The sequence below is a fragment of the Flavobacterium endophyticum genome, from assembly GCF_003634455.1.
Taxonomy (GTDB): domain Bacteria; phylum Bacteroidota; class Bacteroidia; order Flavobacteriales; family Flavobacteriaceae; genus Flavobacterium; species Flavobacterium endophyticum.
Window position 1 is genome coordinate 302,532 of sequence record NZ_RBLC01000004.1, and the last position, 20,919, is coordinate 323,450.

Below are 20,919 nucleotides of genomic sequence, written 5' to 3' on the forward strand. Positions count from 1 at the left end.
ATAATGCTATTCTGCTGAACTAAGGACAACTTTAACAGTTCTATGGATTTAATAGTCTTTCTAAAGCGACCTTTTCATTTTCTTGCAAGGAGGGCAAAAGCTCGGAGAAAAACAATTTGTATTTTTCCTTTTTGATAAGCTCTCTTATCTTGTCTCTTGCAAATTTAGAGAACTGCCATTTGTGGTGCGTCAACGGATTGACAAGCATGCGAAGGACATTGGTATCGTTCGGATTAATATACAGAAGATTGATCAGCGCATTTTGACGGATAGAGCTTTCGTAATTTGGAGAAACATAGCCTAAAAGCTCGTCGTAATAACCCAGCTTATTTTCAGGCTCAAAATCTTTTGTCGCCAAAGCCATCGTAAGCCATAAGATTCTAAGATTTTTGTCGTTCATTCCGATCCAATTCCTAGATTTGTCCAGATATTTTGTCCTGTTATCCGGAAACTGCGACCATAAGACATTTAAGGCTATTTCTTTTGTGACATAGGAATTGTCATCTAGAAACGTTTCAAAATCAGGCAGAAATTCTGCCGGAAACTTATTCAAGGTCTTGGCAACCGCCTGCCTTACTTTTATATCTTTTGACTGCATTGCAATCTGGATAAAAGGAAGCTTTTCAGGAAATTCTAACGATTGCAACTGGAAAAGAATTTCTTCTTTTATCGGATAGTAGGCCTCCGATTTCAAGGTTTCTTCGAAAATCTGCTGTTTTTCGGCCAAAGGTTTTTCGGCTAATGAAAGCACGTCTAGATAGTTCTTGATAAATTTATTCTTTTGCAAGATTCCCAACGCTTCTGTTACTTCAAAGCCTGATTTTTCCAGCCATATTTCTTGGAAATTCTTTGTATCGTACTTAGAAACAGCATTGATTTCTGCCAAGAAATCAGCGGTATTTACATTCTTGAAAGCGTATTTTTCCAAGTATTTTTTTACAGCTTTGTTGAAGTTTTTAGCCCCTACGTTTTCACGCAGTATATGCAAGGCCCAGGCACCTTTCTGGTAAAAAGTGAGCGCGCTTGCCTTCTCGTTCATCAACGGAATGGTATCTGTTTTAGACGCCTGCTGCAGCCTTTCGGCAATCTCGTACATTTCCCAATTAAAATGGTCTTCGCCAAAAAGTTCTTTTTCAGCCAGAAGCGCATAATAGGTCGCAAAACCTTCCTGCAGCCAATGATGCTTTCCTGAGGTTGCGGTAATCAGATCGCCAAACCATTGATGCGCCAATTCGTGGGCATTGACGTTGATGTAATTTCTATCGTTAAAACCGATTTCATCGACAACATAATCTTGAGAGAAAATCGTGGAAGTCGTATTCTCCATTCCTCCATATAAAAAGTCTTTTACGGGAACCTGCCTGTAGATTCCCCACGGATATTTCACACCGATTTCGCTCTCGAAAAAATCAAAAATTGTCTTGCTGTATTTATAAGTGTATTCAAATTTTGAGGCATCTTCTTGCGAAAGATACATTTCTAAAGGTGTTCCGGATGCTGTAGTTTCAGTCTGTTTTGCAAATTTCCCGATAGCAAGCATGGCCAGATAAGAGCTCATCGGCTTTTCCATCTGGTATTCCCATTGTTTTTGCGCTTGATTTACATCGGCTACCTTTTTTAATTTGCCGTTAGACAAGACCGTGAAATCTTTATCAAAAGAAATAGTCAGTCCAAAAATGACTTTCTCGTTTACGTCGTCAAAACTTGGCAGCCAATGGCTGGTGTATTTGCCTTGGCCTTGTGTCCAGATCTGTAGATTTTCTTTTTCGCCTATAAAGTACAATGTCTGTTTTGGAGTTGCTTCGTACTCAAACGTGAGCGTATTCTTTCCTTTCTTGAAGCCTTTGAAAAGTAATAGTTCTTTGCCCGAATTCTTGAACTCGACTGTATTATTGTTAATCTTTAAATTCGAAAAACTCATGTTTTTGGCATCAATCCGAATCGTATCAATGGTTGAAAGTACTTCAAAAACATACGTAGTTTTTCCTGCTATTTTTTTGTTGGCCGTGTCTAAAGAAAGCGTGGCATTCAACGTCTTGAAGTCCACTTTTTGCAGTTGCTGTGAAAAAAGAAAATAAGGGAAAAGAAGAAAAAGAAATGGTAGTCGTCTCATTTTAAAAATATCTGAATTTCAAAGTTACGAAGGTTTCAGAAACAATACAGAATTATTCTATTTACACGAAACTTTTTTGCTATATTGTGTTGCCCAAACTTATATTGATCATGTTCGAGAAACATCCTCATTTGGAAAAAACAGTCCGATTCCTTGAAGAAATCGGAATATCGGTAGTTGCGAAAAATCTGGAAGAAGAAACGTTTCTTCCCGGATTGGCTTTAGGTCCTGGAACTGTTTATGTAGATTATGAAAAGCTAAAATATCCAGGCGATATGCTGCACGAAGCCGGTCATTTGGCCGTGACAACTTCTGCAGAAAGAAATCGAGCCGGAACAACCCAAATGGCAGCAGATTGGCCTACTCAAGGCGAAGAAATTGCGACCATGCTTTGGTCTTTTGCCGCAGCAAAACACTTGGACCTGCCGATTGAATTTGTATTCCATCCCGACGGTTATAAAAACAATTCGGATTGGCTGATTTCTAATTTCAATGGCGAGAATTATATCGGATTGCCTTTATTGGAATGGGCCGGACTTGCCTTTGGCAAAGAACGCGCGCTCAAGGAAGGAAAGGAAGCTTTTCCTGTAATGGCTAAATGGTTAAGAGATTAGATCATGGATAAACTAGTACGCTCTATACAATTTCCTCTGTTTTTTGATACTGAAAAACTTAAAACGGATGTCCAAAAAATCATCAATGAGAATTGGACCGCACATTATAATACAAAGGATTATACCGGAAAATGGACATCGATTGCATTGATGTCTGAAAGCGGCAAGTCGGACCAGATTTATGCGTCGCCGAATGCGACGGAAAAGTTAGTTCCGACTGAAATTATAAACTCTTGTACTTATTTTAAAGAAATACTCGACAGTTTTCTTTTTGAAAAAACGGCTGTCCGTTTGCTTCAACTGGCTGTAGGTGCCGAAGTCAAACCGCATAGCGATAACTGTCTTGGATATGAAGACGGCTGTTTTAGATTGCACATCCCGATCATTACCAACAGTGAAGTCGAATTTATTTTGGACGACAAGCGCCTGATTATGAACGAAGGCGAATGTTGGTATATCGATGCCAACTTTACGCATTCTGTCGCCAACCGCGGAACAGAAGATCGTATCCATTTGGTAATTGACGGCCTGAGAAACGAATGGACCGATGCCTTATTTTTTAAGCAAGCCGATCCAGAACAATTTATAAAGCCAGCGCCTGTACTAAGCGAAGAGCAGAAACAGCAAATGATTGCTGAATTGCAGCGAATGAATACGCCTATGGCAAATGAATTAATTAAAAATTTAGGATAATTACTTTTCTAGTATCGTATTCTCCATTACCAATATATCCAAATCAGTTATTCCGAATAGATGGATGGCTTCTTCGGGAGTTTCGACAATTGGCATTCCTTTTTTGTTCAGGCTTGTATTCAGCAACACTGCAATTCCTGTCTGCTCATAAAAAGCCTCAATCAATAGAGCAAACTTTGGATTCCAGCTTTTTTCAACCGTCTGTACACGCGCTGATCCGTCACGGTGCGTTACATTTTCAAGAGCTTGGATGTATTCAGGACGTGTCTTATCCACTAAAATCATATACGGACTGTATCGTGCAGATTGGAAATAGTCGCCAACTTTGTCTTTTAGTACTGCAGGCGCAAAAGGACGAAAATCTTCTCGGAACTTGATATCCAGATTGATATGGTCTTTCATGTTTTCAATTCCGGGGTGCGCCAAAATACTTCTTCTTCCTAAAGATCTCGGGCCAAACTCTGAGCCCGATTGGAACCAGGCTATGGTTTTTCCTTCTTTTAATTTTTCGGCACAATAACGAACCAATTCGGCTTCATCAGTTATTTTCTTCGGATTGTATTTCTTGTTTTCTTCTTTATCAAAGGCAGCGTCAATCTCGCTATCTGTATATGTTTTTCCAAAACAGGTACTGCCATCATGCGGTACTTTCGGCATTTTGAGATAGTCAAGCCAGCCGTAAAAAGCACAGCCTAAGGCCAAGCCATTATCGGCAGCGGCAGGCTCAAAATAGATGTCTTCTGCTATTTGAGCATCCTGAAGCTTCGCGTTTGCAACGGCATTGAGCGCAACACCTCCAGAGTAACATAAATTCTGATGCGGAAATTTCTCCAATCGGTTTTGAATGCATTGCAATACTGCCTTTTCCACCTGTTCTTGGGCCCATTTGGCTACATTAGCATAATAGTCAAAATGTTCTTTAAAATAAGCATAGCCCTGGGATGGATTATCAAACTGGTTTTTCCAGCCTTCATTGACAAACAGGTTTCCAGACTTAAATTCAAAAGCCTCGAAATCATAGGTTCCCGATTTTCCAAACGGTGCCAATCCCATCAATTTTCCGACATCATCCATATCGCCAAAAACATAATTGCTGACAGCGGCATAAAAACCTCCTATCGAATGTTGTGTCGTAGGAAGCGAAGACAAACTATCTGATTGTTCCGCCATTTTACTGAAATCCTTGGCTAAAGGAGTCAGTTGTTGTCCGTCAAAATTATAAAAGCTGTCTTTTTCGCAGAGCATTTGGTTTTCGTTCAAGAACTCGGGAGCTATATGCTGATGTTGTTCGGGATGCAATTTCAAGAATTGATCCAGCGGACTTCCGCAACCGTCGATAACCATAACGGCACACTCCGAAAAAGGCGAAGTGCCAACAGCGCTATAGGCATGAGCCAAATGGTGTGAAATATCTACAATCTTAAGATCTTTGGCGTCTGCAAAGATTCTTTTCCCTTTATAATAATTTCGGTCAGGAATCTCAAAGTTGGCGCATTGCACGACAAGCGAAAGGTCTTTTAATTCAATGCCTTCAGCATCCAGGCAATATTGGATAGCCAGCGTGTCATTGCCGCCATCATGTTTTATACGGGTCAGTCGTTCTTTTTCGATACCCACACAGACGCGTCCGTCTTTTAATAAAACCGCAGAACCGTTATGGGAAAGTCCCGTACCGAGGATATAAATAGGTTTTGCCATGTTTTATCTTTCCTCAAATAGTGTTAGTAATTGAGTCACGGTATTCCAGTTTCTGATTGTAGCAGTAACATTCAGCTTCTTTTCGATATATTTTTGGTCGAATCTGGTTTTTCCGGCACCGACTGCATATTTGATATAAATTCGGCTTCCATCGATACTTGCTTCGTCGGGTTTGAATTGGCTTATCTTCAAATCATTAATACTTTCGCTCTTTAAAGTAGTAGAAACAAAAGCGACATATAGTTTTTTAGTATCGATATCTTTTTCTTTCAGGAAAGGATTGTTTCGAAAGCAGATCGCCAAATCATCTTTGCCAATAACAACGACAGGCACTTCATGACCGAAAACTTTGAAAATTTCCTGTCTAATCAGAAAACCTACTTTTAAAGCATTCTCTTCTTCTATATCTACAAAAACATTTCCCGATTGTATATAGGTCTGTACATTTTGAAAGCCGATAGCTTCTAACGTCGTTTTTAGAGCTTCCATTTTAATCATATTATGTCCGGAAACATTAATGCCGCGAAGCAATGCAAGGTGCGTTGTCATTTAGATTGAATTTGAATCCAAATATATCATTTTCTTTAGCCAAAATCTTACTTTAGAATAAAATCTGTATAATCAAGAGATAAGCCTAATGCAAGACAAACAAGTTCGGCTCGCATTTTATAGTTTTCAATTAATGGCTTATATTCGTGTTTTAATTAGACAATGCAAAACAATTTATTAGAAACTCCTATTGAATACCTAAAAGGCGTTGGCCCGGCCCGTGGCGAATTGCTTCGGAAGGAATTAGGCATTCACAAATATGGCGACCTGATAAATTTATTTCCAAATCGTTATATCGACAGGACACGTTATTATAAAATAAACGAATTGCAGAATACCAATGCAGAAGTCCAGATTATCGGAAAGATAATCCACATCAAGACCGTTGAGCAAAAAAAGGGCAAGCGCCTTGTTGCGACTTTTATTGACGATACGGGAGAGATGGAACTCGTGTGGTTTCAAGGCCAGAAATGGATTCGGGAAAACCTAAAATTAAACACGGTCTATGTTATTTTTGGAAAATGCACTTCTTTTAACGGACAGTTCAATATGGCACATCCAGAAATGGAACTGCTTGCCGAGCACGAACAGAATCTCCGTTCGGCGATGCAGCCTGTCTATCCGTCAACCGAAAAATTGACACAGCGGGGAATTTCAAACCGCACAATCAATAAATTGATGCAGCAGCTTTTTGTCGAAACACAAGCGCTGTTTCAGGAAACGATACCTAATTATCTGATTGAAGAGCTCAAGCTGATTCCTAAAAATGCGGCTCTGTTCAATATTCATTTCCCGAAAAGTCCTGATTTATTGGCAAAAGCACAATTTCGATTAAAATTTGAGGAATTGTTTTTTATACAGTTACAGCTTATCACAAAAAACCTGATCCGAAAAAGTAAAATTAAAGGACACCCTTTTGAAAAAGTAGGCGATTATTTTAATAACTTCTATACCAACCACTTGCCTTTTGATCTGACAAATGCTCAAAAAAGAGTATTGAAAGAAATCCGAAATGACATGGGGAATCCTGCCCAGATGAATCGATTGCTGCAAGGCGACGTAGGTTCTGGAAAAACCATCGTAGCGCTAATGAGCATGCTTCTGGCTTTGGATAATGGCTTTCAGGCATGCCTTATGGCACCGACAGAAATCTTGGCTAACCAGCATTTTAATGGATTGTCAGAATTAGCTAAACCGTTGAATATTAATATCAAAATACTGACTGGCTCGACTAAAACTTCAGATCGAAAAATCATCCATGAGGAATTAGAAAACGGAAGCCTCCACATCATTATCGGGACTCATGCTTTATTGGAAGATAAAGTAAAGTTTCACAATTTAGGCCTTGCTATTATTGACGAGCAGCATCGTTTTGGCGTAGAACAGCGTTCCAAGCTTTGGAAGAAAAACGATATTCCGCCGCACGTTTTGGTCATGACAGCAACGCCTATTCCAAGAACCTTGGCCATGAGTCTGTATGGCGATTTGGATATTTCGGTAATTGACGAATTGCCACCAGGAAGAAAGCCGATTCAGACCGTCCATCGTTATGATTCGAACCGATTAAAAGTCTGGAAGTTTATCAAAGATGAAATTGAAAAAGGCAGGCAGATTTACATCGTATATCCTTTGATACAAGAATCCGAAAAGATGGATTACAAAGATTTGATGGACGGTTATGAGAGTATTTCAAGAGATTTTCCGCTGCCGAAATACAGCGTCAGTATCGTTCATGGAAAAATGAAGCCAGCCGACAAAGATTCCGAAATGCAGCGTTTTTCACAAGGAAAGACCAATATTATGGTCGCAACCACCGTTATTGAAGTCGGCGTGAATGTACCTAATGCCAGCGTGATGATTATTGAAAGCGCAGAACGTTTCGGCTTATCGCAGCTGCATCAGTTACGCGGACGCGTAGGACGTGGCGCAGAACAAAGCTATTGCATCTTGATGACGGGCCATAAATTAAGCAACGACAGCAAAATCAGGATGGAAACAATGACTCGGACAAACGATGGTTTTGAAATTGCAGAAGTCGACTTGAAACTTCGAGGACCAGGTGACTTGATGGGAACCCAGCAAAGCGGCGTCTTAAACCTGCAGATTGCCGATTTAGTAAAGGATAGGGAGATTTTACAATTAGCAAGGCATTATGCCGTTAAATTATTAAAAGACGATGCTTCGATGACCAAGCCGGAACATCAAAACTTGCGACAAGTTTTTATCGAAATGTCAAAAAAGAAAAACATCTGGAATTATATAAGCTAGTACAGCTAATCACTAAAAACAACAAAAAATGATTTCATACAATCCAAAAGAATGGTTTTCATTCATCTTTAATTTCCACAAGGGCGATACGATCCGTAAGCTTTTCTGGATAATGATCCTGATCGGTCTTTATTCCGCAGGAGTCGCCTATCTGGAATTAGAATATTGGAATTTATCCGAAAACAGCCATGTCAAAAACATAACAGTAATGCACAACATGCTTGGCTTTGTAATTTCCCTTTTATTAGTATTCAGGACAAATACAGCTTATGACCGTTGGTGGGAAGGCCGAAAAATGTGGGGCGCTTTGGTCAACAACAGCCGTAATCTCGCTATAAAATTGTCTGTAATGCTGCAAGATAAAGAGGATAAAGATTTTTTTAGGAAAATCATTCCTGCTTATGCTTCCGTACTAAATCTGCATCTTAAGACAGAAAGTATCAGCCATGAGCTTTTTGATGACAAGACTTTATCCAAAGATCATTACAAGCACAAGCCGAACCAGATTGCCAAAACAATGATACAGCGTGTAAATGAGATGTATCTTTCCGGAAGAATTTCTGGCGATCAATTGATTGTATTGAATGCAGAAATTCAATCGTTTACAGATGTCTGCGGGGCATGCGAGAGAATCAAAAATACGCCTATTCCCTACTCTTATAGTGCGTTTATCAAAAAATTCATCTTTACTTACGTACTGACCTTGCCTTTTGGCTATGTCTTCCAATTAGGATATTATGTTGTTCCTGTCGTAGTCTTCATCTTCTATGTATTGGCTAGTTTGGAGCTTATCGCTGAAGAAATTGAAGATCCGTTTGGAAATGATCCTAATGACCTTCCAACCCAGAAAATCTCAGAAAATATCCAAAAAAATGTAGAAGAGCTGATTTATTAATTCTTAAGTTCTTTCAAACAAAAAAGCCGAAGCAGTGCTTCGGCTTTTTATATTTTATAGATCGTTATTAATCAACTCGAGTAAGGCAAATTTCCCTTGGAGCTGTAATCAGCAGCGGGAACGACTCTATGGTCACCGAACTGGAATCCAGCCCGAAAGCTTTCTCTTCTGAAAGTCCCATTTTTTTCAAAATGTTATACGTATCGAGAATCCATTTTTCGTAGAATGGCAGATCGTTATCATAAGAAATAAACTTCTCTATCAAGATAAATCTGAAATCCCCGATAATGTTATTCTTATTTAAAGAAGCATAACGGCTTGTTACATCTACTTCTTTGTTTTTCACCATGTCTTCCACCACTTTCTTGAACATCAAGCTGATTCTTGGCGCTACGCGGAAACCGAGCCTAAAATCGATTCGGATTACGTCATCATGAATAAATTCATTCACGCGGTATTCCATCGTATACGGTTCATCGACAACATGTACGTGAACGAACCAATAAATATCCGCACGTTTTGGCTGTTTATTTAAAATCGAATACATAATCTTCGATTCGATTTCTGTCCTATGATCAGCACTGGTCAGATACACTAGGTTCGTGGCATATTTCGGTACGCTCATATCTCGACTCAAATCTTCCAAGACAGGCAAATAATCTGATAATTTGACAAATACCAAATAACGATTCCTAATTTTTCTGGCAAAATACCAGACAAACATCGTTGCCATCAGCATCATCGCAATCAGCAATGTGATGTAACCGCCGTCTGAGAATTTATGAAGATTGGCAATCAAGAATGAAATTTCGATTATAGCATACGTCGTAATTAAAACTGTAATGAAAATCTTGTTGTACCTTTTTAGAATCAGATAGAAATTTAATAACGAAGTCGTCATCAACATCGTCATCACGATTGCAAGGCCGTACGCCGCTTCCATTCCTGAAGATTCTTTGAAATATAATACAACAAGAACACAGCCAATCCATAACATCCAGTTTAGAGAAGGAATGTATAATTGTCCTTTTAGTTCAGTAGGATATTTGATTTTTACTTTTGGCCAGAAATTCAATCGGATGGCCTCATTGATCAAAGTGAAAGAGCCGCTGATCATCGCCTGGCTGGCCACAACGGCAGCCAATGTCGCTATTCCGATTCCAAAAGGCAAGAACCATTCTGGCATGATGGCATAAAACGGATTCGTAACTCCAACAGATTTCAGACTCATGCCTTCATGCGATATCAACCAAGCTCCTTGTCCGAAATAGTTCAGCAAAAGCATGCATTTTACAAAAATCCAGCTTACGCGGATATTTTCTTTACCACAATGTCCTAAATCAGAATATAAAGCTTCAGCTCCAGTCGTACATAAGAAAACGGCGCCTAAGATTAAGAAACCTTGTTTGTGGTTCATCAAAAGTTCATAAGCATGATAAGGATTAAATGCTGAAAGAACATGAACATTTGTTCCTAACTGTATCGCTCCTAAAATACCAAGCATCGAGAACCAGGTGAACATGACAGGCCCGAAAAATTTTCCAATCAGCTTGGTACCAAACTGCTGTAATCCAAAAAGAATAGTAATAATCGCAATAACAATCGGAATTGTTGGAATGTCTGGATTAATAACTCTTAGTCCTTCAATAGCAGAAGAAACCGAAATCGGCGGCGTGATAATTCCGTCTGCTAAAAGCGTACTTCCTCCAATAATGGCTGGAAAAAGCAACCATTTTACTTTGGTTTTTCTAATTAAAGTATAAAGTGAAAAAATACCACCTTCGCCCTTGTTATCTGCACGAAGCGTAATGATAACGTATTTCACGGTGGTCTGTAATGTCAAGGTCCAAAAGATAGCCGAAATGGCTCCGATGATATCTCTCGAAACAATAGGGTCGTCTCCGACTATGGCTTTTAAAACGTACAACGGCGAAGTTCCGATGTCTCCAAAAATAATTCCTAAAGTAACTAATAATCCTGCAGCAGATAATTTGTGAATATGTTTTCCCACGGAAAGTCAATTTAAAAGAGAACAAAATTACAAATAATTACCTTATCCAAATTAAAATCAAGCAAGTATTATTTTAACATAATTTTTTGAAATCGATTTCTTTCTGTCTATCGGCTTTGTTGTCACCCCATTCATCCTAATTTTAGACATTTTGGAGCGATTTTTACCTAATTTATGCACTTTAAAAATTCTTTAAAAAATCAAAAAATCCTATCTTTGCAACCTTACAAAAAATAATACCAAAAACAACAATGAAAATTTCATATAACTGGCTTAAGCAATTTATCAAAACAGATTGGAAATCTGATGAAACAGCATCACTTTTAACCGATTTAGGTTTAGAAGTCGAAGGTGTTGAAAAATACCAATCCGTAAAAGGAGGCTTAGAAGGCATTGTTGTTGGACATGTCCTGACTTGCGTACAGCATCCGAATGCAGACCGTCTGAAAGTCACTACGGTTGACTTAGGCACGGGTACTCCGGTTCAAATTGTCTGTGGAGCAGCGAATGTTGCGGCTGGACAAAAAGTGCCTGTTGCAACAATCGGAACTACATTATATGATAAAGATGGAAATGCTTTCCAGATAAAAAAAGGCAAGATCAGAGACCAAGAAAGTCATGGAATGATTTGTGCCGAAGATGAATTAGGTCTTGGAACAAGCCACGACGGAATCATGATCCTCGATGACAAATATGCTCCTGGAACTCCTGCATCTAAAGTATTCAATATTGAAAATGATGAAGTATTCGAAATTGGATTGACACCCAACCGAGCTGACGCCATGAGCCATCTTGGTGTAGCAAGGGATTTAAGAGCTGGAATGCTTCAGACGAATGCTCACACAGAATTGATTACGCCTTCTGTCAGCAACTTTAGGGTTGACAAAAGGACATTGAAGATGGACATCAAAGTAGAAGATTCTAAATTGGCTCCAAGATATTGTGGTGTTACCATTTCTGAAATAGCGGTAAAACAATCGCCAGAATGGTTGCAAAACCGACTGAAATCAATCGGGCTTACTCCTAAAAATAATATTGTAGACGTGACCAATTACGTAATGCACGAATTGGGTCAGCCGCTTCATGCTTTTGATGCCGCAAAAGTAAAAGGAAATAAAGTTATCGTAAAAACAGTTCCAGCCGGAACAAAATTCACGACTCTTGATGATGTAGAAAGAACGCTCCATGAAGAAGACTTGATGATTTGTGATGAAAATGGGCCCATGTGTATTGCGGGTGTTTTCGGAGGAAAAAATTCAGGTGTTTCTGAAAATACGACTTCTATCTTTTTAGAAAGTGCTTATTTCAATCCCGTAAGCGTTAGAAAATCAGCCAAAAGACATGGTTTGAATACGGATGCTTCTTTCCGTTTTGAAAGAGGAATCGATCCAACGATTACTGAATATGCGCTGAAACGTGCAGCCTTGTTGATTCAGGAAGTAGCCGGAGGTGAGATTACTTCAGACATCATCGATATTTACCCTAAAAAGATTGAGGATTTCCCGGTGTTCTTGAATTTTGCCAAAGCAACAAAAATCATCGGACAGGAATTGCCAAAAGAAACCATCAAGAAAATCTTAGTTTCTTTGGACATAAAAGTAAACAGTGTATCTGATGCAGGATTAGGATTGATTATTCCATCCTACCGAGTTGACGTGCAAAGAGAAATCGACGTAATTGAAGAAATTTTGAGAGTCTATGGTTACAACAACATCAACTTTACCAAAAAGTTCAATGCTACTGTTTCTAATGCAGCCAGGACAGAAGATTATAAAGTACAGAATATTATCGCGACACAGTTAAATTCGCAAGGATTCAATGAGATGATGGCCAATTCGCTGACCTCTCCAGAATATGTGCAATTATCTGAAATGCTTCGAGAAGAATTCAACGTTTTAATCATGAATCCTTTGAGCAATGATTTGTCTGCGATGAGACAGTCGTTATTGTTCTCTGGATTGGAAGCTGTTTCATATAACATCAACCGAAGAAATTCCGACTTGAAGTTGTTTGAATTTGGAAAATCTTACCATAAACTGCCGTCAGGATATAACGAGAACAAACACCTTACGTTATTTACGACTGGAAATCGTCTTGGCGAAAGCTGGAATGCGCCGCAAAAACCTTCTGATTTCTTTTTATTCAAAGGTTATGCCACTGCAATTTTATCAAGACTTGGAATCGAAAAAACAAACAATAGGCCGGTAGAATCTGATGTGTTTGCAGAAGGAATCGCTATTGCCGTAGGAAATGATATTGTTGTGGAATTGGGAACGGTTAAAAAATCAATCCTGAAGCATTTCGACATCAAGCAAGAAGTTTTGTTTGCAGATTTCAATTGGAACTTGGTATTGAAATTGATTTCAAATAAAATCAAATTCACGGATATTCCTAAATACCCTGAAGTACGAAGAGATTTGGCATTGCTTGTCGATCAAAATGTAGCATTTGATGCCATATATACCATCGCACGTCAGACCGAAAAATCCTTACTGAAAGATATCAATCTTTTTGATGTTTATGAAGGAAAGAATCTTCCTGAAGGCAAAAAATCGTATGCAGTAAGCTTTATCATTCAAGATAATTCTAAAACCCTTACTGATGCGCAAATCGACAAAATCATGGGGAAATTACAGCACAATCTCGAAACGGAGCTTGGCGCTGTACTTCGCTAAATAAATACTTTTTTTAAATAGAAAAATCCCGATAGTATCGGGATTTTTCATTTACAAATTCAAAAATAGTATCTAGTTGAATTATGCCTTTGGAGTTACTACGGCATCCACTACATGGATAACACCGTTTGATTGGTTTACGTCAGCAATCGTGACTTTAGACTTAGCTCCGTTTTCGTCCGTTATATAAAGGTCTTTTCCTTCCATCCAAGCTGTCAGTTTTCCTCCTTGAACAGTTGTCAGTGTTGCCTTTCCGTTTCCTTTCTTTATGGCTTTAGCTATATCGGCTGAGCTCATTTTTCCTGCCACAACGTGATACGTCAAAATAGATTGCAGCTTTGCTTTGTTTTCTGGTTTCAATAGCATTTCTACGGTTCCTTTTGGCAATTTTGCAAAAGCTTCATTAGTTGGAGCAAAAACTGTAAAAGGTCCTTTTCCTTGCAATGTAGCTACTAGATCAGCTGCTTTTACCGCAGCGACCAAAGTCGTATGATCTTTAGAGTTTACAGCGTTTTCAATGATATTTTTTGAAGGATACATTGGCGCTCCTCCAACCATGACTGTTTTTTCTTTTTGAGCAAATACAGAAGTTCCAAGTAGTAATGTAAATACGATTGCGATTGATAAAAATTTGGTGGTTTTCATAATTAAATGTTTTTTTAAAAAGTTTATAATGGCATTTACGCAAATACATTTGTTTTGGTTTTTTTTCATTTTTACTATTTACTTTAAAAAAGCTGTAAAAACAAAAAGCCCCGCATTCTGCGGGGCTTTTTCTATATGAAATATTTTTTTATTGGTTTGAAGAGAAAACTCCGTCAATACCGTGGATGATTCCATTGCTTTGTATTGCATCTGAGAAAACAACTTTTGATTTGTTTCCTTTGCTGTCTGTAAAATAGAAATTTCTATTTTCCCAAGTAACTGTAAGGACTTCTCCGTCAGCCGTTTTGATCTCGCCTTTGCCTTTGCTCATTCTTACTAACTTTCCGAAGTCATTTGCATACCATTTTCCATAGATAATATAGTAAGCAGCTACATCTTTAGTACGCAAGATATTTTTTGGATCTAACAAGAAGTCTACTCTTTCAGAAGCTCTGTTAAAAGCTTCGTTGCTTGGTGCTAGAATTGTATAAGGTCCTTCTTCGCTAAGTAGTTGCTCAAATTCTGCCGCTTTAAAAACTTTTGCTAGAGAGGAATAATTCTGAGATGCAGAAAGGTTTTGAATAATGTTTTTAGTCGCATCAAATTTTGGATCAACAGTATTCGTGTTTTTTTGAGATTTTTGAGCAAAAGAAGCAATGCTTAAGAATAACACAAACATTGTAATTGCCAGATTTTTATTAGTCTTCATAGTTAGTTTTTAAAATTGCATTCATATTAGAATATAATTCCATGATTTTAGGATTTCAAATTTAAACAAAATTTTAATACTATCATTTAAAATAAATAAAAAAGCCTCACATTTCTGTGAGGCTTTCGTATTTAAAAACGGTTAGGAATTAGTTTCCTCCTTTTTCCATTTTAGCTTTTAATTCAGCAAGAATATCATTGTTGTCTCCTAAAGTAGATGCAGAAGCATTGCTTGAAGATACATTGTTATTCTCAGTTGCAGCTTTCACGTTTTTCTCTTCTTCTTCACGGAAGATAGCAGTGTGAGAAGCAACTACTCTTTTGAATTCTTTGTTGAACTCGATAACTTTGAAGTCAGCGCTTTCGCCTTTTTTCAATTTCTTACCGTCTTCTTTTTCAAGGTGACGTGTTGGAATGAAAGCAACGATATCATCACCGAATTCTACAGTAGCTCCTTTGTCAACGATTTCAGAGATTTCTCCAGTGTGGATAGTTCCAACAGCGAAAGAATCTTCATATTTGTCCCAAGGATTAGCAGTAGTTTGTTTGTGACCTAAAGATAATTTACGTCCTTCAACATCTAATTCCAATACTACTACGTCAAGTTTTTCACCAACGCTTACGAATTCAGATGGGTGTTTGATTTTCTTAGTCCAAGAAAGGTCAGAAATGTAGATCAAACCATCAATTCCTTCTTCTAGTTCTACGAAAACTCCAAAGTTTGTAAAGTTTCTAACGATACCTGTGTGTTTAGAACCAACAGGATATTTAGAAGTGATATCAGTCCATGGATCTTGAGTCAATTGTTTGATACCTAATGACATCTTACGATCTTCTCTATCTAAAGTCAAGATAACAGCTTCTACTTCATCACCAACTTTTACGAAATCTTGAGCACTTCTCAAGTGAGTTGACCATGACATTTCAGAAACGTGGATCAAACCTTCAACACCTTCAGCAACCTCGATGAAAGCACCGTAATCAGCGATTACAACTACTTTACCTTTTACTTTGTCACCAACTTTTAGGTCAGCGTCTAAAGCATCCCATGGGTGAGCGTTCAATTGTTTCAAACCAAGTTGGATTCTTGTTTTCTCATCATCGAAATCAAGGATTACAACATTTAATTTTTGGTCTAATTCAAGAACTTCACTTGGGTGGTTGATTCTTGACCAAGAAAGGTCAGTAATGTGGATCAAACCATCAACACCACCAAGGTCAATAAACACACCATAAGAAGTAATGTTTTTAACAACACCTTCTAATACTTGTCCTTTTTCTAATTGACCGATGATTTCTTTTTTCTGTACTTCAATATCAGCTTCGATAAGCGCTTTATGAGAAACAACAACGTTTTTGAACTCATGGTTGATTTTCACAACTTTGAATTCCATCATTTTGTTTACATATTGATCGTAATCTCTGATTGGCTTCACGTCGATTTGAGATCCTGGCAAGAATGCCTCGATTCCAAATACGTCAACGATCATACCACCTTTAGTTCTGCATTTAACGAAACCGTTAACGATTTCACCTGTTTCATTAGCAGCAATAACTCTGTCCCAAGCTTTGATAGTACGAGCTTTTCTGTGAGAAAGAACCAATTGACCAGTTTTGTCCTCACGAACGTCAATTAATACTTCTACTTTGTCTCCAACTTTCAAGTTTGGATTGTAACGAAATTCGTTTAAAGAAATAACACCTTCAGATTTAGCGTTGATATCAACGATTGCATCTCTGTCAGTAATTCTAACTACCACACCTTCAACTACTTCTTCCTGATCTGTAGAGATAAAAGTTTTTTCAACTAATTCCTCAAATTCTTGCAGGTTTTTTTCGTCAACAGCATCAATACCTTCTTGGAAGTTATGCCAGTTAAAGTTCTCTAAAAATTCCGCTTGTGTTTTTGTTTGTTCAGACATCTGTTCTGATAAAAATTTGTATTCTGTGTTTTCTCGAGTTTCTTGATGCAATAGAAAAAACAGAAGTGTTTTACATAAATAGTTGATACCTAAAGGAAACTCTTCTCCGCCAAAAGGTTTGCAAAATTAATAATTATTTTTTAATCTGCCAAATATGATATAATGATAATTTTAATGCAATTATTTACAAATCAACGCTTAAATCATTTTCGACATACTATAAGCATTTAGTAGAAATAAATTGAATAATCTATATATTTACATAAAGATTTCTTATTTATACAATGAACAATACCTTCCCTATTTTTATTCCGCGAAAAAAAATTAAACTGAGATATCATAACATCCTATACATACTCGTTGTATTTTGTATCCTTGCCTTTATGATAAAACTTTATGTAACACCTATTAACTATTTCTTTATAAAGTTTTTCACACCTTTGTTTGGGATTTTAATGATTATTTATGTTATACTGATTTTCGTAAGCTATTTTATCAAAGAACCTTTATCTGGAGCCTTATCTGGAAAATTGGTCTTCAATCCTGAAAATGTATTCATAAATGATGAAATTATTGATATTTCAAGAATTGAAGATATCGATTTAATGATAGGCAGTTATGATAATCAAAGAATCGAATACAGCTCAAGAAGCATTACACCAAAAATATTTAATGGAACAGATAACGCCATTACCTTTTATTTTACTGACGGAGCAAAGTACAGCATTCATTTTCAACAAGAATTTTCTGGGCATTATTTAAGTATAAAGCCTTTTGTAATATCGCTTGTAAAAACCAATAAAATTTCAATACTTAGAGCCACAACTATACTAAAGATTAATGATTATGATGATATACAAGAATTCAAAAAAGAGATTAACAAAAAAGAGCTTCAGGTCTGAAGCTCTTTTTTGTTTTTAATGGGAAATAGTCTCAACATCTTCTGGCTTGTGCTTGTGTTTAAACATAACCGCAAAAGCTATAGCTATTATTAAAGCGTATAAGGCAAAAGAAAGCCAGATACTGTGCCAATCTTTTGTATCGCCATGCGTAAAATATTTGTCTATCGCATAACCGCTGATGACGCTTCCAAGGTATGCTCCTACTCCATTGGTCATCATCATGAATAGTCCTTGAGCGCTTGCGCGTATCTTCGGGTCAGTAGTCGTCTCGACAAACAAAGAACCTGAAATATTAAAGAAATCAAATGCCATTCCGTATACGATACAAGAAAGAATAATCATCCATAAGCCTTCTACTGGATCTCCGTAGGCAAATAATCCAAAACGCAGAACCCATGCAATCATAGAAAACAACATTACCTGCTTGATTCCAAAACGTCTCAGGAAGAAAGGAATTGCCAAGATAAACAACGTTTCTGAAACTTGAGAAATCGACATGATTATGGTAGAATATTCCACCACAAAAGAATCTTTGTATTCTGGAATCTTAGCAAAATCGTTTAGAAACGCATCTCCATACATATTGGTCAGTTGCAGAGCACCGCCCAAAAACATAGAAAACACAAAAAATAAAGCCATTTTATAGGAGCTGAATAATTTGAAAGCATTCAGACCTAATTGTTCTACAAAGCTAGCATCTTTTGAGATGGATTTCTGTGGCGGACATTTTGGCAACGTAAAAGAATAGATTCCTAATAGGATAGCTACAAAAGCCGCAATATAAAACTGATTCGCATAAATAGGGTTTCCTGAAATTTCAGAAATAGCATTACCCACACTTAAGCCCAATCCTTTGAAAATCTGAGGTGGCGTTGGCGAACTGAAAATATTCGTAATCCACATAGCAACGATGAAACCGATAGTTCCCCAAACGCGGATTGGTGGAAAAACTTTTACGACGTCGTATTTATTATTTTTTAAAATAGTATAAGCGATAGAATTCGAAAGCGAAATGGTCGGCATATAGCAGATCATCGCTCCAAATATGACATAGAACAAAATGTTAGGGTCATTAACTTGAGGAACATATAAAAGGATAAGGCCGTAGAAAATGTGCAGTATTCCGTATAGCTTTTCGGCGTTCAGCCATTTGTCAGCTATGATTCCGGTCAGTGCCGGCATAAACAGTGAAGAAAGTCCTAATGTTGAAAATATGGCGCCGAATTCTGCACCAGTCCAGCCTTTTGCATTAAAACAATATGTTCCAATCGTGATCAGCCAAGCTCCCCAAACAAAAAATTGAAGAAAGCTCATCAAAGTTAACCTAAATTTAATTCCCATAAATTAGTTTTTATGTTGAAAATTTAACAGCCTGTAAATCTACTATTAAAAATGAGATAAACAAAAAATTACAACGTTTTAGCTACAGTATTTACCAATTCTAAAACTTTGTCAAATTGTTCTTGGATTGAAAGATGAGAATTGTCTATTTCGATAGCATCTGCTGCTTTTGTCAAAGGTGAGTCTTCTCTGTGAGTATCAATATAATCGCGTTCTTGCACGTTTTTAAGTACTTCTTCGTAAGTTACTTCTTGCCCTTTCTCGATAAGTTCGTCATAGCGCCTTTTAGCTCTTGTTTCCGGGCTTGCCGTCATAAAAAGCTTTAGTTCGGCATCTGTAAAAACTACGGTTCCGATATCCCTTCCATCCATTACGATGCCTTTGTTTTTGCCCATCTGCTGTTGCTGTTCGACAAGCTTGGCACGGACTTCAGAGATTTCTGCAATCTTGCTGACGAAGTTTGAAACCGCCAATGTTCTGATTTCTGTTTCAACGTTTTTTTCGTTCAAATATATTTCGGCAAATCCCAAATCAGGATTGAACAGAAATTGCAGACTGATCTTAGGTAATTTTTCGACAAGCGATTTTTTGTCGAAATGAGTTTCTGAAATAAAATCATGCTCCATTGCATAGAAGGTCACCGCACGGTACATCGCGCCAGTATCGACATAAATATAGCCTAAGTATTTGGCAAGCTGTTTGGCCAGCGTACTTTTTCCTGTAGACGAAAAGCCATCAATGGCAATAGTAATTTTTTTATCCAAAGTAGTTTATTGAAGGTTAATCATTAATCCAAAAAGGCTGGTGTTTGCCGCCGAAGTATATCTGGAATAGGAATAATCGAATCTGATTTTATTAAAACGCAATCCGAAACCGGCTGACAATCCTGAGAAATTTCGCTGTTCTACAATACGAAGTTCTTCTGCTCTTCTAAAATTATATCCGAGTCGAATTGAAAAACTTTTTTCAGGGAAAAGTTCTGCACCTACGATGACGTGTCTCAAAGCATTATTCATAAAGCCTACTTTCTCTTCTTTTGAACCGCCGTCTAAAGAACCTTCTGTTCGGTTAGGATTAGAGAAAGCAATATTCCATTGCTGCAGGTTTTCTAATGTCAGGTGCCAGCGGATAGGCACGTTTTCTAATTCTTGCGAAATTCCTGCTACGATTTCCATCGGCAATTTTTCGTTGGTATCCTGATATGGCTTTATCTGCACACCGATATTTCGTATGGCAAGACCAATATTAATATCGTTATAATCGTCAACATACAAAGCGCCCAAATCCATTGCAGCTCCAAAAGAATTATAGCTTTCTAAGGTAGAAGAAATCAATTTGCCGTTCGCACCGATAAAGATATCTGTCCATGGAATGTTATAAGCATATCCGAAAGACAGTGCGATTTCGCTACCTGTAAAATCAGACGTTTTCTGTCCGTTTTCGTCATATCCTTCAAAATTACCATAATTGACATAATTGACGCCAACGTGGAAAGTCTGGACATGTCGGTCATACGTATAAGCATAAGCAGCAGTTCCGTAAGTTACTTCACCATAATAACTGCCGTAATTTACAGAAAGACGATTATCCATTTCTGGATTGATGGTTGCCGGATTAAAGAAGCCCTGATTGACATCATAATCGTAGATGGTTACAGTCTTTCCTCCTAATGCCGCCTGTCTTGGAGAAGTTACCAGATTCAGAAACTGATATACATATTTACCGCCAATTTGACTGAAAGCTTCAGTGCAAAACAGTATTAGAAAAACAATAAGCAGCTTCTTAAACATTTAGGGATTTTTCCTTATTTCTGAATATATAACGCAGATGCGAAGATATTATTTTTTAAAGCAAAAGATAAAACAGAAAAGGCAAAAGTTTGAAA

At 37.6% G+C, this 20,919-nt stretch carries 16 protein-coding genes; 6 read left to right on the top strand and 10 right to left on the bottom strand.

The window, feature by feature from the left end; genetic code table 11:
- Positions 1-40: 40 nt before the first annotated feature.
- Positions 41-2,113, bottom strand: coding sequence for a M1 family metallopeptidase (locus CLV94_RS14440; RefSeq protein ID WP_121377203.1), 2,073 nt, complete (start codon positions 2,111-2,113; stop codon positions 41-43).
- A gap of 110 nt (positions 2,114-2,223) precedes the next feature.
- Here CLV94_RS14440 and CLV94_RS14445 point away from each other — a divergent pair, with 110 nt between their 5' ends.
- Both CLV94_RS14445 and CLV94_RS14450 read left to right on the top strand, forming a co-directional pair.
- Entirely contained in the window at positions 2,224-2,727 is a 504-nt protein-coding gene (locus CLV94_RS14445) for a hypothetical protein (RefSeq protein ID WP_170148810.1), read from the top strand.
- A gap of 3 nt (positions 2,728-2,730) precedes the next feature.
- Positions 2,731-3,420 (top strand): aspartyl/asparaginyl beta-hydroxylase domain-containing protein, encoded by a 690-nt coding sequence (locus tag CLV94_RS14450; RefSeq protein ID WP_121377205.1) that lies wholly within the window; start codon positions 2,731-2,733, stop codon positions 3,418-3,420.
- On the opposite strand, the gene CLV94_RS14455 is transcribed toward CLV94_RS14450, so the two are convergent.
- Together CLV94_RS14455 and CLV94_RS14460 are read right to left on the bottom strand one after the other, a co-directional pair.
- A complete protein-coding gene (locus CLV94_RS14455; protein ID WP_121377206.1) occupies positions 3,421-5,118 on the bottom strand; it encodes a carbamoyltransferase family protein in 1,698 nt (565 codons plus the stop codon). It lies immediately after the preceding gene.
- 3 nt (positions 5,119-5,121) lie between these two features.
- Complete coding sequence (locus tag CLV94_RS14460) at positions 5,122-5,667, bottom strand: DUF1697 domain-containing protein (RefSeq protein WP_121377207.1); 546 nt, start codon at positions 5,665-5,667, stop codon at positions 5,122-5,124.
- 162 nt (positions 5,668-5,829) lie between these two features.
- Between CLV94_RS14460 and recG the strand changes: the two genes are divergently transcribed.
- Both recG and CLV94_RS14470 read left to right on the top strand, forming a co-directional pair.
- Positions 5,830-7,935, top strand: coding sequence for an ATP-dependent DNA helicase RecG (gene recG, locus CLV94_RS14465; RefSeq protein WP_121377208.1), 2,106 nt, complete (start codon positions 5,830-5,832; stop codon positions 7,933-7,935).
- A gap of 28 nt (positions 7,936-7,963) precedes the next feature.
- Entirely contained in the window at positions 7,964-8,830 is an 867-nt protein-coding gene (locus CLV94_RS14470; RefSeq protein WP_121377209.1) for a bestrophin family protein, read from the top strand.
- 67 nt (positions 8,831-8,897) lie between these two features.
- On the opposite strand, the gene CLV94_RS14475 is transcribed toward CLV94_RS14470, so the two are convergent.
- A complete protein-coding gene (locus tag CLV94_RS14475; protein WP_121377210.1) occupies positions 8,898-10,841 on the bottom strand; it encodes a KUP/HAK/KT family potassium transporter in 1,944 nt (647 codons plus the stop codon).
- Between the two features lie 251 nt (positions 10,842-11,092).
- On the opposite strand from CLV94_RS14475, the gene pheT reads away from it, so the two are divergent.
- Entirely contained in the window at positions 11,093-13,516 is a 2,424-nt protein-coding gene (pheT, locus tag CLV94_RS14480) for a phenylalanine--tRNA ligase subunit beta (protein WP_121377211.1), read from the top strand.
- An 81-nt stretch (positions 13,517-13,597) separates the two neighbouring features.
- Here the strand turns inward: pheT and CLV94_RS14485 are convergent, their stop codons facing one another.
- The 3 genes from CLV94_RS14485 to rpsA all read right to left on the bottom strand — a co-directional run bounded on the left by CLV94_RS14485 (position 13,598) and on the right by rpsA (position 16,791).
- Positions 13,598-14,161, bottom strand: a complete 564-nt coding sequence (locus tag CLV94_RS14485) for a fasciclin domain-containing protein (RefSeq protein ID WP_121377243.1) — start codon at positions 14,159-14,161, stop codon at positions 13,598-13,600.
- Positions 14,162-14,309: 148 nt separating this feature from the next.
- Positions 14,310-14,870 carry a fasciclin domain-containing protein gene (locus CLV94_RS14490; protein WP_121377212.1) on the bottom strand — a complete coding sequence of 187 codons (561 nt, stop codon included), beginning with the start codon at positions 14,868-14,870 and terminating at the stop codon, positions 14,310-14,312.
- A gap of 148 nt (positions 14,871-15,018) precedes the next feature.
- Positions 15,019-16,791, bottom strand: coding sequence for a 30S ribosomal protein S1 (gene rpsA, locus CLV94_RS14495; protein WP_121377213.1), 1,773 nt, complete (start codon positions 16,789-16,791; stop codon positions 15,019-15,021).
- Between the two features lie 383 nt (positions 16,792-17,174).
- On the opposite strand from rpsA, the gene CLV94_RS14500 reads away from it, so the two are divergent.
- Positions 17,175-17,693, top strand: a complete 519-nt coding sequence (locus CLV94_RS14500; protein WP_147406637.1) for a hypothetical protein — start codon at positions 17,175-17,177, stop codon at positions 17,691-17,693.
- Positions 17,694-17,708: 15 nt separating this feature from the next.
- Here CLV94_RS14500 and CLV94_RS14505 read toward each other — a convergent pair whose 3' ends face one another.
- The 3 genes from CLV94_RS14505 to porQ form a co-directional block, all read right to left on the bottom strand.
- Positions 17,709-19,034 carry a nucleoside permease gene (locus tag CLV94_RS14505; protein WP_121377215.1) on the bottom strand — a complete coding sequence of 442 codons (1,326 nt, stop codon included), beginning with the start codon at positions 19,032-19,034 and terminating at the stop codon, positions 17,709-17,711.
- A 68-nt stretch (positions 19,035-19,102) separates the two neighbouring features.
- Entirely contained in the window at positions 19,103-19,798 is a 696-nt protein-coding gene (gene cmk / locus CLV94_RS14510; protein ID WP_121377216.1) for a (d)CMP kinase, read from the bottom strand.
- A 6-nt stretch (positions 19,799-19,804) separates the two neighbouring features.
- On the bottom strand, positions 19,805-20,824 hold the full coding sequence (gene porQ, locus CLV94_RS14515; protein ID WP_121377217.1) for a type IX secretion system protein PorQ: 1,020 nt from the start codon (positions 20,822-20,824) through the stop codon (positions 19,805-19,807).
- Positions 20,825-20,919: the final 95 nt, after the last annotated feature.

Coding starts and splice junctions, on each gene's coding strand:
- CLV94_RS14440 (WP_121377203.1), bottom strand. CDS start 2,113: ATGAGACGACTACCATTTCTTTTTCTTCTTTTCCCTTATTTTCTTTTT.
- CLV94_RS14445 (WP_170148810.1), top strand. CDS start 2,224: ATGTTCGAGAAACATCCTCATTTGGAAAAAACAGTCCGATTCCTTGAA.
- CLV94_RS14450 (WP_121377205.1), top strand. CDS start 2,731: ATGGATAAACTAGTACGCTCTATACAATTTCCTCTGTTTTTTGATACT.
- CLV94_RS14455 (WP_121377206.1), bottom strand. CDS start 5,118: ATGGCAAAACCTATTTATATCCTCGGTACGGGACTTTCCCATAACGGT.
- CLV94_RS14460 (WP_121377207.1), bottom strand. CDS start 5,667: ATGACAACGCACCTTGCATTGCTTCGCGGCATTAATGTTTCCGGACAT.
- recG (WP_121377208.1), top strand. CDS start 5,830: ATGCAAAACAATTTATTAGAAACTCCTATTGAATACCTAAAAGGCGTT.
- CLV94_RS14470 (WP_121377209.1), top strand. CDS start 7,964: ATGATTTCATACAATCCAAAAGAATGGTTTTCATTCATCTTTAATTTC.
- pheT (WP_121377211.1), top strand. CDS start 11,093: ATGAAAATTTCATATAACTGGCTTAAGCAATTTATCAAAACAGATTGG.
- CLV94_RS14485 (WP_121377243.1), bottom strand. CDS start 14,161: ATGAAAACCACCAAATTTTTATCAATCGCAATCGTATTTACATTACTA.
- CLV94_RS14490 (WP_121377212.1), bottom strand. CDS start 14,870: ATGAAGACTAATAAAAATCTGGCAATTACAATGTTTGTGTTATTCTTA.
- rpsA (WP_121377213.1), bottom strand. CDS start 16,791: ATGTCTGAACAAACAAAAACACAAGCGGAATTTTTAGAGAACTTTAAC.
- CLV94_RS14500 (WP_147406637.1), top strand. CDS start 17,175: ATGATAAAACTTTATGTAACACCTATTAACTATTTCTTTATAAAGTTT.
- CLV94_RS14505 (WP_121377215.1), bottom strand. CDS start 19,034: ATGGGAATTAAATTTAGGTTAACTTTGATGAGCTTTCTTCAATTTTTT.
- porQ (WP_121377217.1), bottom strand. CDS start 20,824: ATGTTTAAGAAGCTGCTTATTGTTTTTCTAATACTGTTTTGCACTGAA.